This is a genomic window from Olsenella sp. oral taxon 807, assembly GCF_001189515.2.
Lineage (GTDB): Bacteria > Actinomycetota > Coriobacteriia > Coriobacteriales > Atopobiaceae > Olsenella_F.
The window spans coordinates 2,233,695-2,249,670 of sequence record NZ_CP012069.2 but is presented as its reverse complement, the minus strand read 5'-3'; the positions used below and the strand labels follow the sequence as shown (position 1 = coordinate 2,249,670).

Annotated in this window: 18 protein-coding genes and 2 pseudogenes; 6 read left to right on the top strand and 14 right to left on the bottom strand. The window is 65.8% G+C overall.

Annotated features, from left to right (window positions below; translation table 11 throughout):
- Nucleotides 1-85 precede the first annotated feature (85 nt).
- Nucleotides 86-211 (top strand): hypothetical protein, encoded by a 126-nt coding sequence (locus ADJ70_RS15500; RefSeq protein WP_256381285.1) that lies wholly within the window; start codon nucleotides 86-88, stop codon nucleotides 209-211.
- Nucleotides 212-571: 360 nt separating this feature from the next.
- On the opposite strand, the gene ADJ70_RS15370 is transcribed toward ADJ70_RS15500, so the two are convergent.
- The gene (locus ADJ70_RS15370; protein WP_253273168.1) at nucleotides 572-871 is read right to left on the bottom strand and encodes a hypothetical protein; all 300 of its coding nucleotides are present in this window, start codon (nucleotides 869-871) and stop codon (nucleotides 572-574) included.
- Between the two features lie 127 nt (nucleotides 872-998).
- Nucleotides 999-1,097, bottom strand: a pseudogene (locus ADJ70_RS15705) (hypothetical protein); the annotation flags it as partial.
- Between the two features lie 264 nt (nucleotides 1,098-1,361).
- On the opposite strand from ADJ70_RS15705, the gene ADJ70_RS09625 reads away from it, so the two are divergent.
- The 3 genes and pseudogenes from ADJ70_RS09625 to ADJ70_RS09620 all read left to right on the top strand — a co-directional run bounded on the left by ADJ70_RS09625 (nucleotide 1,362) and on the right by ADJ70_RS09620 (nucleotide 3,245).
- On the top strand, nucleotides 1,362-1,553 hold the full coding sequence (locus tag ADJ70_RS09625; RefSeq protein WP_050340957.1) for a hypothetical protein: 192 nt from the start codon (nucleotides 1,362-1,364) through the stop codon (nucleotides 1,551-1,553).
- A 152-nt stretch (nucleotides 1,554-1,705) separates the two neighbouring features.
- A pseudogene (locus ADJ70_RS15365) lies at nucleotides 1,706-1,858 on the top strand (hypothetical protein); the annotation flags it as partial.
- A gap of 76 nt (nucleotides 1,859-1,934) precedes the next feature.
- Entirely contained in the window at nucleotides 1,935-3,245 is a 1,311-nt protein-coding gene (locus ADJ70_RS09620; protein ID WP_050340955.1) for an ATP-binding protein, read from the top strand.
- Nucleotides 3,246-3,375: 130 nt separating this feature from the next.
- Here ADJ70_RS09620 and ADJ70_RS09615 read toward each other — a convergent pair whose 3' ends face one another.
- From ADJ70_RS09615 to ADJ70_RS09600, 4 genes are all read right to left on the bottom strand, one after another.
- Nucleotides 3,376-4,104 carry a hypothetical protein gene (locus tag ADJ70_RS09615; RefSeq protein WP_050340953.1) on the bottom strand — a complete coding sequence of 243 codons (729 nt, stop codon included), beginning with the start codon at nucleotides 4,102-4,104 and terminating at the stop codon, nucleotides 3,376-3,378.
- Complete coding sequence (locus tag ADJ70_RS09610; protein ID WP_050340951.1) at nucleotides 4,091-4,792, bottom strand: helix-turn-helix domain-containing protein; 702 nt, start codon at nucleotides 4,790-4,792, stop codon at nucleotides 4,091-4,093. Before ADJ70_RS09610 ends, ADJ70_RS09615 begins: the two co-directional genes overlap by 14 nt.
- A gap of 21 nt (nucleotides 4,793-4,813) precedes the next feature.
- Nucleotides 4,814-5,278, bottom strand: a complete 465-nt coding sequence (locus ADJ70_RS15700) for a transposase (RefSeq protein WP_050340949.1) — start codon at nucleotides 5,276-5,278, stop codon at nucleotides 4,814-4,816.
- 75 nt (nucleotides 5,279-5,353) lie between these two features.
- A complete protein-coding gene (locus ADJ70_RS09600) occupies nucleotides 5,354-6,901 on the bottom strand; it encodes a transposase (protein WP_050340947.1) in 1,548 nt (515 codons plus the stop codon).
- A gap of 336 nt (nucleotides 6,902-7,237) precedes the next feature.
- Here ADJ70_RS09600 and ADJ70_RS09595 point away from each other — a divergent pair, with 336 nt between their 5' ends.
- On the top strand, nucleotides 7,238-8,209 hold the full coding sequence (locus tag ADJ70_RS09595) for an IS1595 family transposase (protein ID WP_050340945.1): 972 nt from the start codon (nucleotides 7,238-7,240) through the stop codon (nucleotides 8,207-8,209).
- 19 nt (nucleotides 8,210-8,228) lie between these two features.
- Here ADJ70_RS09595 and ADJ70_RS15695 read toward each other — a convergent pair whose 3' ends face one another.
- The 8 genes from ADJ70_RS15695 to ADJ70_RS09555 all read right to left on the bottom strand — a co-directional run bounded on the left by ADJ70_RS15695 (nucleotide 8,229) and on the right by ADJ70_RS09555 (nucleotide 14,871).
- Nucleotides 8,229-9,062 (bottom strand): ATP-binding protein, encoded by an 834-nt coding sequence (locus ADJ70_RS15695; RefSeq protein WP_172674478.1) that lies wholly within the window; start codon nucleotides 9,060-9,062, stop codon nucleotides 8,229-8,231.
- 375 nt (nucleotides 9,063-9,437) lie between these two features.
- The gene (locus tag ADJ70_RS09590; RefSeq protein ID WP_253273167.1) at nucleotides 9,438-9,605 is read right to left on the bottom strand and encodes a hypothetical protein; all 168 of its coding nucleotides are present in this window, start codon (nucleotides 9,603-9,605) and stop codon (nucleotides 9,438-9,440) included.
- A 161-nt stretch (nucleotides 9,606-9,766) separates the two neighbouring features.
- Nucleotides 9,767-10,753 carry a tyrosine-type recombinase/integrase gene (locus ADJ70_RS09585; protein WP_050340941.1) on the bottom strand — a complete coding sequence of 329 codons (987 nt, stop codon included), beginning with the start codon at nucleotides 10,751-10,753 and terminating at the stop codon, nucleotides 9,767-9,769.
- A gap of 16 nt (nucleotides 10,754-10,769) precedes the next feature.
- Nucleotides 10,770-11,717 carry a tyrosine-type recombinase/integrase gene (locus ADJ70_RS09580; RefSeq protein WP_050340939.1) on the bottom strand — a complete coding sequence of 316 codons (948 nt, stop codon included), beginning with the start codon at nucleotides 11,715-11,717 and terminating at the stop codon, nucleotides 10,770-10,772.
- A complete protein-coding gene (locus ADJ70_RS09575; RefSeq protein WP_050340938.1) occupies nucleotides 11,714-12,256 on the bottom strand; it encodes a tyrosine-type recombinase/integrase in 543 nt (180 codons plus the stop codon). Before ADJ70_RS09575 ends, ADJ70_RS09580 begins: the two co-directional genes overlap by 4 nt.
- Nucleotides 12,256-12,954 (bottom strand): hypothetical protein, encoded by a 699-nt coding sequence (locus ADJ70_RS09570; RefSeq protein WP_050340936.1) that lies wholly within the window; start codon nucleotides 12,952-12,954, stop codon nucleotides 12,256-12,258. The genes ADJ70_RS09575 and ADJ70_RS09570 overlap by 1 nt, the downstream gene beginning before the upstream one ends.
- A gap of 195 nt (nucleotides 12,955-13,149) precedes the next feature.
- The gene (locus ADJ70_RS09565) at nucleotides 13,150-13,437 is read right to left on the bottom strand and encodes a hypothetical protein (protein ID WP_157051492.1); all 288 of its coding nucleotides are present in this window, start codon (nucleotides 13,435-13,437) and stop codon (nucleotides 13,150-13,152) included.
- 438 nt (nucleotides 13,438-13,875) lie between these two features.
- Entirely contained in the window at nucleotides 13,876-14,871 is a 996-nt protein-coding gene (locus tag ADJ70_RS09555; RefSeq protein ID WP_050340930.1) for an RES domain-containing protein, read from the bottom strand.
- 89 nt (nucleotides 14,872-14,960) lie between these two features.
- On the opposite strand from ADJ70_RS09555, the gene ADJ70_RS14695 reads away from it, so the two are divergent.
- Nucleotides 14,961-15,971: a hypothetical protein gene (locus tag ADJ70_RS14695; protein WP_157051491.1), complete on the top strand. Its 1,011-nt coding sequence runs from the start codon at nucleotides 14,961-14,963 to the stop codon at nucleotides 15,969-15,971.
- The last annotated feature ends 5 nt before the right edge of the window (nucleotides 15,972-15,976 follow it).

The following is a 15,976-nucleotide window of genomic DNA, read 5'->3' as shown; positions in this document are numbered from 1 at the left end:
CGCGCCGCTGCGGCTTCTACCTCCATCGCCTGCTGTGTCGGGTGTTCAGCAGCCCAAGCTCTCCTCCCCCCAAAGGGGGCAGAGCATGCTTGCTCGCACCATAGGCGCACGGGCGACGCGCGACATAGACATCCTTATCGAAGGAGTTACCCTGGAGCAGGCGCTGGCAGAGCTGAAAGAGTTCGCTTCCTCGATCTGGGCGACTACGTAACGTTCGAGTACGTCGATGCAGAGTCGATCAAGGCCGAAGACGAGTGACGGGACGGCCTTAGGGTACGTTTTCGCGGCCCTCGCGCCGACCGGGCTGTGGGCGAGTCTTCGTGGACAAGGCGAGATGGGGTGGGGTCTTGCGTGGTGGCAGCGCGTGGGAATACTTCGGCGTGGTTACTGCGGGGCCTGCGTGCCGCGTACAGAGGCGCTTGCGTTGGTGGTGTGGTGTGCGCGGGTCTGCGGTGGCTTCGCATGGGCGGCATGCTGGCTTCTCGGATGTCGCGTGACGCGCGGTAATCATGCCCGTGAAATGCTCTCGCTATGTCCAGGTTTCGCCTGCTGTTGGGCCTCTTGCGCCCGCTCATGCCATGTCCTCCTCGAGCTCTGCCGCCTCCGCCCTGGTGATGAGCCCGCGCGCACGGGCATCCCGCGCGGCGTCTGCGAGCCGCTCGGGAAGGACGTGCCCCCTGCACGCGCGGATCGCCTCGGGGAGCGCCTGGCAGGGCACGCCCTCGTAGACGGTGCGCTCGTCCACGTGCTCGCCCACGAGCCTCACCCATGCGGGGAGCGCCCTTCGCACGCGCCTCGCGAACGCGACGTAGACGACGGGCGGGTTCTCGTAGGCGAGGTCCAGCATCGCGAGGACGGAGTCGCCCCACACGACGGAGCCGGGCCCCACGAGGGCGACGGCCTCGGCGTAGCGGTCGTAGGGGGGTGGGGGTGCGCCTCACGAGGCGATAGGTGCCGCGCCCCCTGCGCTCGAGCCTTCCCTGGGCGACCCAGCGGCCGAGCTCTCCGCCCGTGGCGCCCGCCTCCCGCGCCTCGGCGAAGGTGACGAGGCCATAGTTGTCCGCCGCTATCTCGTATATGTCGTCGAAGTGCGTCATGGCAGAAGTTTAACAGAAGTGTATAACTATTGACAGCCACTTTCCTTTCTCGTGTTCACTCATTTCCACCGTTATGAGAAGGCGTCGGTTATGCGAAGTTGTGCCGGCATGAGAATGCTCAGGCGGTAGACCGACTTCGCATAACCTTCTGCCATCAGAACGATTCCCTTGGTCACTGTGCAAGGCCGTCCCTCTCCGATCTTGTGTATCGGGATGTAACCGACCAGTATAATATCCACGAAGTAATTGGACTGCAGGTGTGGCATGCTACCGCCGGCGGGGGGCGAGGACGGGAGGTACGGCTTGGCGGGGTCGAAGACGGCGGTGGCGCTGGGCACGGAGGACAGGGAGATGCCCGGGCGCCTGGCCCGCATGCGTACGGCCCAGGCACAGGCACAGGCACAGGCCGCTGCCAGGGCCCGGATCCCGCTGCTGCGCGACTCCGGCGAGACTTGAATAAATCAGTGTTTCCATAGATTCGACGGATATTGGAGCGTGGCTCCAGGCAAATGCCGAACGGTACGACAACATGCGCATCATGAAGACCAAGATTGACAGGGCGATATTCGGCCACTTAACCGATAGGCTTCTCTCGGCGCAAAAGCCAAATGATGAGCAAGAATGAGATAGGACGGACGGAGGCTTACATGTTCGACCTCAACGAACTCAAGACATACCGGGAGGGCAACCGCCTGGAGGCGAAGAAGGCGCTTGGGCGTGACGGGCAGGGCGAGCTTCCGCGCAGCGCGTGGGAGACGGTCTCGGCCTTCGCCAACACGGCCGGCGGCGTCATCGTGCTGGGCGTCTCCGAGCGCAAGGGACGATGGCAGCTTCGTAGTGCATGGCATCCCGAAGGCCGAGAAGGTGCTCGACGACTTCTGGAACGCGGCGCTCTCCGAGGACAAGCTCTCCGCCCGCTTCATGAAGGACGCAGATGCCACCGTGGAGACCGTGGAAGGCAAGGACATCGTGGTCATTCGCGTTCCGTGGGTCGACCGTTGCACCAGGCCCGTCTACATCGACAACAGCATCTTCGGCGGCACCTTCCGCCGCACGCATACGGGCGACCACCAGTGCAAGCGCGAGGAGGTGCTCTCGATGCTGCGCGACTCCGACACCTCGAGCCAGGACGCAGCCATCGCCGAGAGCGCTCGCGTGGAGTTCATCAATCGCGAGACGGTCGCGGCCTATCGACGCCGATTCGACCAGCGCAACGAGGGCCACGTGTGGGGCAAGGCCGACGACGAGACCTTCCTCACCGACATCGGGGCGCTGCGCGTGAACGAGAACGGCGAGCTACGTCCGACACGCGCCGGACTCCTCATGTTCGGCGAGGACCGCTGGATCACCTACGAGTTCCCGCACTTCTTCTTGGACTATCGACAGGAGACGGGCCACGACACGCGCTGGGAGGACCGCTTCACCAGCCAGCCGGGCGACTGGACGGGCAACGTATACGACTTCTACTTCCGCGTGTACAACAAGCTCAAGGCGGCGCTCAAGGTGCCCTTCCGCCTGGACGGCGTCGACCGCGTGGACGACACGCCCGCCCACGAGGCGCTGCGCGAGGCGATAGTCAACGCGCTCACCAACGCCAACTGGTTCGACCGACGCGGCGTGGTGTGCGTGTGGGACGACGAGGCCATCACCATCGCAAACCCCGGAGACTTCCGCATGCCCGTCGAAGAGGCGAAGAAGCCCGGCAGCACCGACCCGCGCAACGAGACCATGATGAGGATGTTCGCGATGGTGGAGATCGGCGAGCGCGCGGGCAGCGGCATGGACAAGATCTTCGGGGGCTGGGCATGGGCCGGGTACGCCGAGCCGGGCTACGAGGTCGCCTACGGCCCAGACCGCACCACGCTCACCCTGCCGCTCGTCTCTGCCGATTCGGCCGGCGAAGCGCCGTCGAAGACCGTCGAAGACCGTCGAAGACCGTCGAAGCGCGGCGATGATTCGCTGACGGACGCGCAGAGGGCGGTGCTGAATTATCTGGAAGCCAACGGGCCTTCAAGAACTGCAGAAATAGCCCAAGGAATTAAAATGGGGACCTCTCAGACTAACGTATTATTACGCGGGCTAACGGAGCTTGAGTTCGTGTCGGTGAGCGGTGCAACGAGCGCACGGCGGTATCGTTTGCATGACTAGACGCAAACCCGTCTTTGTTCGAGGAGATCTTCAGGTCGTATTCGCTGGCATTTCCGGAATCAAGTGCGACCCGGTCACGCATGCGCCCATCGGTGGTCCTGGCGACGAACGCGCGCCCTTGTCCGTCCCTTCATCGGGTGAGCACGGCGAGGGTGAACTGCCCCGCCTTGCGCTTCTCGGGGTTCAGGCGCGTCCAGGAGCTGCTGTTGGGGTCGAAAAGCGCTCTCGCGGCCGTCCGCAGCCGCCTCTTGTCCGATCCGTGAAGCCGCTCGATGCAGCCCTTGTGGTCGGTGACGAGGCTCGCGAGCAGCGCGATGTCGTCCAGGTGGCGGCGCCTGTCGCGTCTGTCCGCGCAGTATGCCGCGCTCTTGAGGACGAGCGCTCCCAGGAGGTCGGGTATGCGTATCCTGGTCGAGCCGTCCTCGTGGATCAGCGCGAGGTCCATGCCCCGCTCGATCGCCTGGGCCCCGCCTGCGATCTCCATCATCGGCCACCCGTTGACCTTGGCGGACCTGGCCTTGCCCGAAGGCAGGTGGTCGGCCACCAAGATGTCGGCGACGAGTGCTCCGCGCGTCATGCGGTGGAAGGCGGTGCCGCGCAAACCGGGCTCTTTGAGGGCGAACCCCATACTTTCAAGCTGTTTTATCACGGTGGATATGTTGGGGGTCGAGGCCATCACGTCGACCAGGACGTCGACGTCCACGGTCGCGCGGGACTGGCATCCCGCGATCATCGCGTGGGCTTGCGTCATGAGCCCGCCGACGAGCGCCCATGAGCCCTCCGGTAGGCCGTCTCCGAGCTCTATGACGACATCCCATGGCTTCATGAGCTTCGATACCTTCAGTTCAGCGCATTCCATCGAGGAGCCCTTCCAGGTAGTCGAGCCCGCACCTGCGCTCGCGCGCGTCGACCGACATCGCCAGGTCAGCGGCCACGACCGCCGCAGGCATCTCTGTGGCATCAGCCAGTGAATCGGGCAGGTCGCTCGCGAACCTCGCGGTGCACGAGCCCGTCGCGTCCTCCACGAGGAAGAAGTCGTGCTCTAGCTCCTCCGCAGTCATCCCGACCACATACCCATCCAAGACGGGGGCCGTCGACGCGAGTCCGAGGTCGTTTGCAAGGACCGAGGCCATCCCCGTGGCCACGAGCGCCTTCCGCACGTCGTCTTCGAACGACGGCGATACAAGGTACCTCCTCGCCTCCATCCTGTTCCGCGCGAGCCAGATGAGCTCTCCTGCGCCGATCTCCCTGAGCTTCAGGAGCAGGCGCCGCCTCTTGTGGTACTCGAGCCAGGAGACGTCGTCCCCGCCTATCGCCAGAAGCGCCGCCCAGGCGGTCTGCGGGCTCCATGGCCTACCCTTGAACTGCGAGAGCGCCTCGTGGGTGTGCACGCTGCCGGGATCGATCGCGAGGGTGCCGGAGTCGGTTTTCCTGGCGCGGAGGATGCCGTTTCGCACGAGCCTCGCCACCTCGTGCCTGCCTACGCCTAGGAGCCTCGCCGCCTGCGAGGTCGTGTAACCGGATGCTATGTCGTGCGCGTTTTCCATTTGTATATATAATACCACATGTTAATATATATGCAAGTTTCGACAAAGAACATTGGGCTCCTCGCGGTTTTTAGTGGGTAGCACAGAGGGACGTCTGGGAAAACGTAGCTTTCCTAGTCTCGGGTAGATGATGGTCTCGAGGTACTCCAAGTTACCGAGCCCTCGTGCCTGCCTTTTGGCCGACTGGACCGCCGAGCTCGTTCCCCCGGGGACGGCGTTGGCGGGCCCGTGGCCGGAGTGGCCCGGGATCTCGGCCCTGCGCTCCCGCATGGTCCTGGCGACCGTCCTCGTCCGGGGGACGTCCGGGCGCGTGACCCGGCCGCGCAGGGCGTTCGGCCCCGACCCAGCGTCGTCCCTGGCCCCGCAGTCGCAGGTCGCCCGCGACGCCTCCCTCGTCGCGCAGGCGCGGGCGGTCCCGGGGCGCTCCTTCGACAGCGCGCGCCTCCTCTCTCGCCCCCCGCGGGGCTCGCCTCCCTCCCCGGCCATACGTGCTTGGTCCTGGCGAGGGGCGCACTCTTCTCCTGTGTTTTGTCAAGTTAAACCTGAGTTCCCGACACTTCCTTAGCCCACAACTGGCAGCCCGATGGTGTCCGGGCACCTGATCCCGAAGGCCCTGTACGCCTCGTTCATCTTCCTGACCGGCTCGGTGGTGACCAGCCGCCCGTCGTACTCTATCGCGTGCTGCTCGTGCAGGATCCTCAGCATCGACTCGACCGTGAGCGAGGTCTTGCGCGAGGCAAGCACGTCTGACATCATCTTGATCGCCGCGGTGGCCACGAGGCACATGAGCAGGTGCCCCCTGAAGGTCTCCTCGCTCCGCACGCAGACGGGCAGGGCCTTGCCGCCCTGCTTGGCGATCTCGAAGACCTTCTCGATCCGGTCGCGGGCGTAGTAGAGGGGGAGCAGCTTCCCCCTGGCTATCCTCCTGGTGCCGGCGAGCACGAACACGCCCCTCGAGGCCATCGAGTCGTGGGCCTCGGCGCCCGAGAGCCCGCCCTCGGCGGCCCTCCTGGCGGCGTCGCGCTCGAGCTCGCGGCGCATGGCGGCGTCCAGGCACAGGTAGGCGTAGCCCCTGCGGTCTCCCCTGGAGCCGAGGGCGCAGGGGACGCACTTGACGCACGCGAGCCTGCCATTGTGCATGACCGCGTTCTCCCTGGCCTCGAGCCCGTCGAGGTGCCCCGCGACGACCTCCCTGTAGGCCCTGAGGTTGGGCCTCATCCTCGCGAGGATGGGCACCCTCGCGCCCATCAGCGCGTCGGCGCTCGCGTTCGCGTGGTAGCCTGCGTCGAGGACGGCGAACCTGGTGTCCACGCCCATCGCCCTGAGCTCGGCGATGGTGCGGGTGACGGTGGAGACGTCGATCACGTTGCCGGCGACGTGGCGGAAGAAGAGGGGCATGCCCGTGTCGCGCTGCGCGACGTAGATGAGGCGGACCTCCTCGCTGACCTCGCCGTTGTGGTTGGAGACGGCCGTGACGGGAAGGCGGCAGGAGTTGGGCAGCCCCGTGGAGTCGATGAGGATGCCGTCGGCGCGCCCGCCTGCGGCCGCCTCCCTCCGCCTGCCGACGAGGGCCAGGTACTCGCCCACGAAGCGGCGCTTGGCGTCCTCGCTGCCGAGGTCGGCCAGGCACTCGCCGGCCCTCTGGGAGGCCATCCTGGCCCTGGGGTAGAGGAGCCTCGCGTAGGTGAGCTCCCACCAGTCCCCGGCGTGGCGGTTGGCGAGGCCGGTGAGCACGTAGAACGCCAGCAGCGCCCGCACCGTGTCGGGCTCGGCGTGGCCGCACGCGTCGGCGCAGGCCATCAGCCCGCTCGAGCGCAGGAACGAGTCCAGCAGGAACGCGTCGCCGAACGACACGGCGAGCGTCGGGCGAGCGGCGCGGGCGTTGCGCCTCCTCGGCCCCTCGACGCCCTCCGGCGCGGGCCCGAACTCGCCCGTCGCCAGGTCGTAGGAGAACAGGCCCCTGGCCTTGCTCCGGTACACCCCGCGCGCCCTGTCCACGACCCGGCCCAGGTACACGCGGTCCTCCTTCGTGACCCTTGCGCCGTCCCTCACGGACCTGACGACCGTCGCGTACTCGTTGCCGTCCACGACGTCGTGGCTGATGTACATGCCCGCCTCCTGTGGAATAAATGAAAACCTTATGCCACATGATACCAGATGTGGCCGCCGCACGCAAGCGACGGCCAAGGCATTTCAGCAGCTAGGCGCAGGTTCTCGGGGCTGGCGGCGATCCGGCCCTGCGTCCAGTGGGCTAAGGAAGTGACGGGAAGTCAGGTTAAATTGAGCAATCTAACAGTCTAGATAACGGGTGATACCCGGGCGGGGTTCCGGCGGTCCCGTGATACCATCGTCTCGCCAACAAAGAAATTGCCTAGGCGCCCACCCGGTTTCTTTGCTTGGCGACAATTCCCGATCGGGTGGGCGCTTGGGCGGACGGGAATCGCCATGCCCAAGAAGAACGCCTGCGCGGCGCGCGTGGCCGCCATGACTGACGACGAGTTCACCGAGCTCGCCGCGGCGGTGGACGAGCGGCGCTGCCGCGACGAGTACGGATTCGGCACCTACGCCGAGGCCGCCGCACTCTACCGACCGGACCCCGCGTGCCCGAGCTGCGGCGCGGCAGAGCCGTCCAGGGACGGCTGGAGCGAGTCGGGGCTGCAGAGGTACCGGTGCGAGAGCTGCGGTACGCGGTTCAACTCGCTCACGGGAACCGTGCTCGAGCACTGCAGGAAAGAGCTTGCGACCTGGGTCGGCTTCGTCAACCTCATGAGGTTCAACGTGCCGCTGGACGCGGCGGCGGAGACATGCCGGGTGACGCACCAGACCGCCTGGGAGTGGCGCCACCGCATCTTCGCGGCGGTCGACGGCTGCCAGGAGCGCATCGTGCTCAAGGACAGGGTCTGGATCGACGAGACCTACGTCAACGACACGGACCTCGCGCACGGCTACGGCGAGGCGCGGAAGCGGGGCCTGTCCAAGCAGAAGCTCTGCATAGCCGTCGCGATCGACGTGCACAAGAACCCGGTCGCGGTGGTGTGCGGGCACGGCAAGCCCTCGGCCAAGCGCATCAGGGATGGGCTTCAATCCCACATAGCGGAGGGCTCGACCATCGTCGGAGACAAGGAGAAGTCGCACGACTCCCTGGTGAGAGCCGTGAAGGGAACCCACGAAGCCTACAGGGCCGACGTCGGCGACCCGGTGTACCTGGAGCGCATGTCGCTCGTCAACAACCTGTGCTCGTGGCTGAAGCGCTATCTGTGGCGGTTCACGGGCATGGACCCGAAGAACCTGCAGAGCTACCTGAACTGGTACGTCTACCTGTTCAGGGTCAACCAGGCTCGGGACAGATGGCCCGAGACGGAAAGGGTGGTCCGCCATTTGCTCATGACCGACGCGCGTTTCCACAGCTCGACCTAGCAGATTTATCACCCGTTATCTAGACTGTTAGAATTGAGCAAAAATCGCACCAGGATTTGAGCAGAGTTCGCACCGGATTTGGGCGTCTGTCGCCCAAATCCGGTGCCTCCCGTCCTGGTCGCCCGACCGAGACGGGAGGGTCGCCAGTCCGATGGCCCCGGGGGCTCGCCATCCGGTCGGAGGACGGCCTCGCACCAGACGAACCCCAGCGCATCGGGGCCGTCACGGCGCACCTCCTCCATCCACAGGTCGACTGTCCCGTCACGGGGGAGTCCGTCGCACCTTGCCGAGGGCATGGCGTCGTCGGACACGTGACGCGACGCGCGTCCGGGGTCACCGGGGGCGGCGACGTCGCCACGGGTGCCCCGGGGCACGACGCCATCCCCCGCCGCCGACGCGCCGCCCCCTTCCCCGACACGGGCGCATGCCCGGCGCGGCGCGACTCGCCCCCGGACCGGGGCAGCCTCCCGTGGTGGCAGACGCGGCCGACGGCCGCCACGGCCGTCCGGTCGTCGCCGAGGGCGGCCCCCCATCTGCCGGACCCCGGGTTGGTGGTTGTCACGAGCGACTGCCTCCCGTGGGACTCCGAGATGACCTGGAAGAGCAGCCTCGCGCCGCCCGCGTCGGGCGGCAGGAGGACGGGCCCGGCGGTCCCAGGCGGCCCCGCCCTCGCGAGCTGGACAAGCTCGCGGGTCGGGCGACCCGCCGCCGCGGCACCTTCCCGGGCCGCACGGCCGGGGGGACGCCGCGGGGAACCTCGCCTGGCGCATCGACTGACGGCTGGGCGCGCGCCCGCCCGCGCACCCGGCCCCGGGGCGCTCGGCGAGGTGCCCGGCCTGCCTGGGCGTGCCACGCGTGCCCCACCCGTCCAGTGGCGAGCCCGCCGGGGAGCACCTGCGGCCGGCGGCGGCGCGCGCCGCGAGAGATCCCGGGCCGGGCGACACGGAGCCTCGCCCCCTTGCGGGCGAGGCGTTCGTAGGCCGCCGGGCCGGCCCCGCCCCCGTCGCGCTCGCCGGCCGCGACGTCGGGCACGCGCCCGCCATCGAGGGCCTCCTCGCCGCCTCGCAGGCGGCCCCGGACCCAGAGGTGGCGGCCCGCCCGGTGGCCCCCGGGGCCTGGCGCGCCCGTGGCCCGCCGCGGCGTCGATGGCCGCCACGAGGTCGTCGGACTGGGTGCAGAGGGCCGTTGACCGGTCCGTGTAGCGGCGCTCCACCAGCTCCAGCAGGAATCATATGGCCACGTCGTCGACGTCCTCCGTGAGCCACTCGTCGATCACGGGTAGCCCGTAGCGGGCGTACTTCCTCAGCATCTTGGCGTCGGAGTGCTCGGTGACGGCAAGCTCGTCGCGCTCCATCAGCAGGTCAGGCAGCCTTATGTAGCGCGCGCTTCTGCGCATCCTGCAGGCCTGCTTGACCATGCGGCAGGCGAGGTAGCTCTTCCCGTTATGGAAAACTTTCCATAACGGGAATTATGCTGAGAAACGGATTATGTCGGGGAACGGGCTGCCGCCGCAGGTCATTCGCTCGCGGCAGCCGCGTCCCTTTGCATAACCCCATATCAGCAGAGAGCTTTGAGCCAGGCCATGAGGTCTTTGTCGGCTGTCCAGTCGGGGTATTCCCCGACCCTGGGTGCCGTTGCGGCCTTCTCCAGCAGTTCGCGCTTCCTCGCCGTGCTCACGGTCGCGTAGATCTCGGTGGTCGTGACGCTCCTGTGGCCGAGAAGATCCCTTATGTAGACGAGGTTCACGCCCGACTCCAGCAGATCGATCGCCCTCTGATGCCGGAACGAGTGGGGCGACACACCCTCGGGGATGTCGGCACCGGACTTCCTCGCCCCGTCTGCATGCCTGGCTAGGATGTCGGCGACACCGGCCCTGGTCAGATGGTCGCCTCTTGGGTTCGGGAAGAGAGGTTTGTCGAGGTCCCTGGGACCGAGGCCGGGATAGGCCTCCGATACGTATTCCCTTAGCAAGCCGGCAGTCGCATGCATCAGTGGCACGGTCCTGACCTTGCGGCCCTTACCGCGCAGTGTCACGACGGCGGGGTCGTCTAACCTCAGGTCTCGAAGGGTGATCCCGCAGAGCTCGGACACGCGCGCGGCGCTGTCGCACGGCACGGTGAGCAGCGCCGTGTCGCGGCGCCCCCTGGAGGTCGACATCCCAGGGTCCCTGAGGATGGCGGCAAGCCCGTCCCTGCCTGGCGTGACCATCGCGTCAGATTTCCCCTTCCTCTGCCTCATGGCGAGGACCTGCTGGTACTGCAGGAGCCGGGCGGGGCCCTCCCCCCTCGCGCATCCCGCGAGCGCCCCTGTCGCGCGAGGTCGCCGGTCGGCCGTGCCGTCGGAGTTCCCGCGCGCCGCAGGCCACTCGAGGAACCCCCTGACCGCGTGTCTGCCCGGATCGGGCGTCGACGTCGACTCCGGCTCCTTGCCATGATCGCCGAAGTAGTCGACGGGCAGCCCGGACGCGTCGCGGTACGAGGCTATCGTGTTGGGACCGGGGTCGCGCCGGCCGGGTGGCGTCCCAGACAGTCGGTGGCGTGGCATGCGAGGTCGGCGTCGGTCATGACGGCACCACCCATCCGCACTCGCGCTCGACCTGTGCGACCATGCCCGGACAGATCTCCGCGGCGGGGCGGAGGTAGTATTCTGCGCGGCGGATGTCGGCGTGGCCCACGTGGGCGGCGAGCACCGGCATCATGGCATCGGCGTCGGCCCCTTCCCTGACCCAGTTCCTCAGCCTATGGCAAGCGAACGCGAGGCGGAGGTCACGGACGCGCGGCCCCCTGCCCCGGCCACCATGCGATATGCCCGCCGCCCACAGCGCCTTCCTGAAGAAACGGTACACGAAGCCCGTGGTCATCGGCCTGCCCTCGGGCAGGGACCAGAACAGCCCATGACCCCCGTATTGGGGATGCCGCAAAGCGGCCGTGTCGTGGAATATGCGAAGCATATGGGTCATGGAGGGATGCAGTGGGACGAGCCGGCCCTTGCCGTTCTTGGCGTGGCGGATCGCCGGGATGCCCGCCTCCAGGTCGACGTCGCCCTTGGCCAGCGAGCATGCCTCCCCGCATCGGAGGCCGGAGGAATAGAGCAGTCTGAGCAGCCTCGCGGCCTGCGCGCGCCGGCTGGCCGGATCGCCGCCCGCGATAGCCTCAGCTGTGGAAAACAGCGATGCGAGCTCGGCGTCTGTGAAGATGTGCGGCTCGTAGGTGCCGCGGTCGGCACGGCCCCGCCTCCCGGGTGCGACGTAGGCGTCGTAGCCTGCGCGCATCATGTAGTTGGCGAGCCCACGCACCTGTCCGATCCGGCGCAGCCCGGTCGTCTCCGACTCCCCGGGGCGCTTCGCGATCCAGGCCTCGACGAGCGCCCTCGGCAACTCGTCCTCGGGGCAGCCGAGCTCGCCGTGCAAGGCGGCGATCCTCGCCATGACCCTGTCGTCCCTCTCGCACTTGAGGCCCACCGCCCTCCTCTCCGCGACATAGGCGGACGTGATCTTGGCGAAAGTCATGCGATCACCGCCGGATCGAGCGCGCATGCGGACAGGGAGTCGACGTCCATGCGGAGGTAGATGCTGGTAGTGCGCCTGTCGACGTGCCCGAGTATGCGGGATATGTCCTCTATCGGGACCTCCTGCCCCGGGAGCCGCTTGGCCAACGCATGGCGCAGGGAGTGGAGCGTCTTGTGGTCGCGCGGGGCCCTGATGCCGGCGCCGCGCGCACGCCTTATGAGTATGTTGGTGAGGTTGGCGGTTGCGCCGAACGCGTCGAAGGGCGCCACCTGGCGAACGAACAGCTGCGGGCACGTGGCAGCCTTCGGGCGCCCTTCCCGCAGGTAGTCGATCACCGCCCAGCCGATGTCGTCGAGCAGCGGTAGCTCCAGCGGTACGCCAGTCTTGTGCTGTGTGATCGATATCGTCCTCGCCGACCAGCCGACGTCGGAGATGAGCATCGACTTTATGTCTGAGGCCCGAAGCCCCAGCCTCGCGACCATGAGCAGCATGGCGTAGTCGCGCTTCCCCGTGGGATTGCCGCGATCGATGCCGTTCATCAGCCTCGACACCTCGTCCGCCGTCCAGGTGGAGGGAAGCTCGGGGGCATAGCAGGGCTTGGGATTCGGCACGCTCGGCGAGAGGTCGCGTCCCGCCGTGCCCCCAGGCGCGGGTGGCGCGGGAGGCACCGGAGCGCAGTGAGGATCGCCCTCACCGACTTGGCGTGGTTAGACGACTTCGTGAGGATGTAGTCGTGCGCCGAGCTCTCGGTAATGCACGAGGCGTCGGTCCCGCCGTTGCCTGCCAGAAAGATCAAGAAGTGCTTGATGCGGCCGTTGCGCGAGTAGATGGTCGACTCGGAGTGCCCAGCCCGCCGGCTGGCATCGTCGGACGGGCCCGGCAGCGACCGCGATTCCTCAGGCAGCTCGGTTCGGACGAGATCGCCGGGCATGCGCTTGCAGACGCGGCCGCATTCTCCCATCTCGAGCAGAACGCGCATCGCCCGTAGCCAGGCCTTGAGGTAGCTCCCGCCGGGGTTTGCCTGGCAGGGCTGGGTGAGCTCGACGCCGAACTTCGCATCGGGGAACCGAATCGCGAGCTCTTCGCCGGACTCTTTGCGTCCCTGCGAGACGGCGTACCTCGAGAGCGCCGCGAACATCCTCCTGAGCCCGGTTATGGTGTTCTCGGAATAGCCGAGCCTCCTCATCTCGACCAGGGTATCGGAGATCAGGGCCTCCAAGTTGGTGTGATCTGCCATAAGTCCTCCTATCATTGTCGAAAAAGCAGGTGATGCAACGCTAGGAGGATTCTTCGGTTATGCAAAGGGACGCGGCTGCCGCGAGCGAATGACCTGCGGCGGCAGCCCGTTCCCCGACATAATCCGTTTCTCAGCATAATTCCCGGTGCCCGTACATCCCTCGATTATCACGTTGGGCGCTCTGTCCATGAACTGTCAGGTGAGCGCCTCTCGGATCAGGACCCCGTCGATGCAGCGGCCGTCGTAGATCATCTCGCTGGGGTCGGCGTCGAAAAACCGCAGCCTGGCCCTCTGCATGAGCCTCCTCACGCTCGCGGAGTGCTTGCCCTCGTGGGCGTGGTCAACCATCATACGCACGCGCTCGTTGAGGGGCATCCCCATGCAGGTGCGGTCAGCCTCCTGCAGGCCAAGGGCTTCCACTATCTCACCCATGCCCATCTCGCGCAGCTTGCGTCTCATCCCCTCGTCGATCATCGCGATCACCCCAGCTCCTTGTAGTATTCCGCCCCGCGCACGTGCCCGTCGGGACGACGGGCGTCTCCTCCTCCGGGACCTTCGGCTCCTCGTCGAGATTGGAGTCGAGGGTCGCTTTCAGGTTCCGGTACCTCGGCGATGCACTCTTCGGCAGCGCGTGCGTGCACGCCGCCTCAAGGCGCCCGTCGCCGTACTTCTTGGACAGCCTGAGCACCGAGAGTGTCGAGTCGTAGGACTGCTCCTTGAGCCTAGCGCGCGAGAACATCCTCTCTGTCACCTCTGCACATGATGGCTTCACCTCGGCGCCCCTCTGCCGCAACGGAACCATTCCGGCTCACGGGAGATTCCCTTGGGGCCCCAACCCGGAATAGGCTCCACCCCCTCAGTTCGGGTCATATCGTCTAAAGAAACGTATGACAAAGAAACGAGTACTTCTGATTCTATGCGTTACTCAACAGGCACACCCCAAGGAGATTCATCCTTTTTCCATGAAGCGAACAGAAATTTATCGAACTCGAAAAACTCCGTCTCTCTATAAGGGTATTGCTTGCTGTAGTCTCCTATGTTCGTTATATACGGGTTGTTTACTGTTCTTAAGCTTGAGTTACACTCTCCGTATTTCAATGATTGACACAACTGTTTGAATACGAAATAGTTCAGGGGTCTATCCATCTTTATATGCTTGATGAGAGGGGAATACTCACCATCATCATAATCAACAAACAAGGCGAGATTGATGGCACACAAAGCAAACGCTTCGTCTGACACTCTTCTGGAAAAATATGCAACACCATCATATCCCATTCTTTTGCAAGAGATCATTACTGCTTGGGAGATAATATACTCGGATTTGAATGTTCTCTTGTCTTCGTTGATTCGATACGACGTGGCGATCTTTAACATGAGTAGTTTTAGCCAACAATGAACCCTGTCATTTTCGAATTCATTCATCGAATCGAAGTCCCTTACTGAAACTGCAAGATTGAAAACTTTCTGTGTTTCATCTAGAACAACGGGAGCGACGTTGAACTCGATGTAGGAAGGAAAGCCAATCTCAATCCAACATCCGTATGATGAGTTTGCAAGGTAAAAGCTCGGATTGCCGGGGATGCTGAACCTATAGTTACCGGTTTTCACTCTTCGGCTTTTCGGCAAATGAAGCATGTCTTTCGCCACATAAGAGCAAGATGGATTGCCAATTCTTCCCCTGAAGAATTGAACCTCACTGCCAAGCTTCCCGGGAAAAGCGCTCGATTGCTTTACCGTATCGACCGCAAGGGGATTATGGCCGATGTCTTTAATTAGCCCCTCTATTATTGTGTAGCATTGCGCAATATCTGCTTTGTTATAATTGCTAAGTGCCTCAAGGATCTTCTGCTTGTATCTGGTGATTATCTCGGTACTCTCCTCATCTGCTCCGGACCTTTGTGCCCGTTTGAGCAACTCTCTGTTAGACCACCGTTGACATGACGACGCCTCGCGTCTCCGCTACGATGTTGTCAGCGAGAAAACACGTCGAAGGGAGACGCGGGATGCCTGGCATGATACTGCAAGAGGCGAGGAGGCTGGGCGTCGACGAGAGGAGGAGGCTCATAGGGCTTCTGCGCGCGCAGGTGCTCGCCGAGCTCGGCGAGGCGGGCGGGGAGCCGGACGCGTGCCCCAGGTGCGGCGGGACGCACCTCGTGCGCAAGGGGCATGACAGGGACGGGTCGCAGAGGTGGGCCCGCGGGTCCTGCGGCCGCACCCTCTCGCGCAAGACCATGGGCCTGCTCGGGTACCCCGAGCTCAGGGAGGACGTCTGGGCGAGCTACGTCGAGCACGCGTGCGCGGGCGGGACGCCCGGGGAGTGCGCGAGGGCCTGCGGGGTGTGCCCGGGCACGTCCTGGTTCATGCGAATGAGGCTCTGCGAGGTCATGGGCCGCGCCCTTGCGCCGTCCGGGAGCGGGCCCACCGTCTCCTGCCAGGTCGACGGCACGTACCTCGACGAGTCGCCGGCCGGCAGGCGGCCCGGGTCGGCGGCGGGGATGCCACGGGAGCCGCACCGCTGCGGCGGCGCCGTGCGCGAGCGCGGCATATCGAACCTCAAGGTGTGCGTGGTCTGCGGGGGGCGACCTCGGCGACGAGTTCTGCGAGGTCGCGGACCGGGGCCGGCCGACCGACGAGGCGTACGGCCTCGGCCCTGGGGGCCGTGGGCGAGGGAACGTCCGTCTCGACCGACGGCCTCCGTGGGTACGCCCGGGTGCTCCCCAGGCTCGGCGTGTCGCGCCACGACGCGACGCCCGCGCGGGAGGCCGTGCGCGGCGAGCTCGGCATGGCGGACGCGATGCACGCGAGGCCCGAGGGCTTCCTGGCGCGCCTCGGGGGGTCTCGACGAGGAGGCTCGGCCACTACCTCGACTGGTTCCTGTGGGACGAGCAGACGAGGAGGTCGGACGCCGACAGGGCGGACACCCTGTCGGGCCAGGCGGCGACGGGGAGCTACGACAACACGCGGTTCGCCCTCGCGAGGGAGCCGCAGCCGTTCTGGTCCTACTGGGAGGATAAGCTGG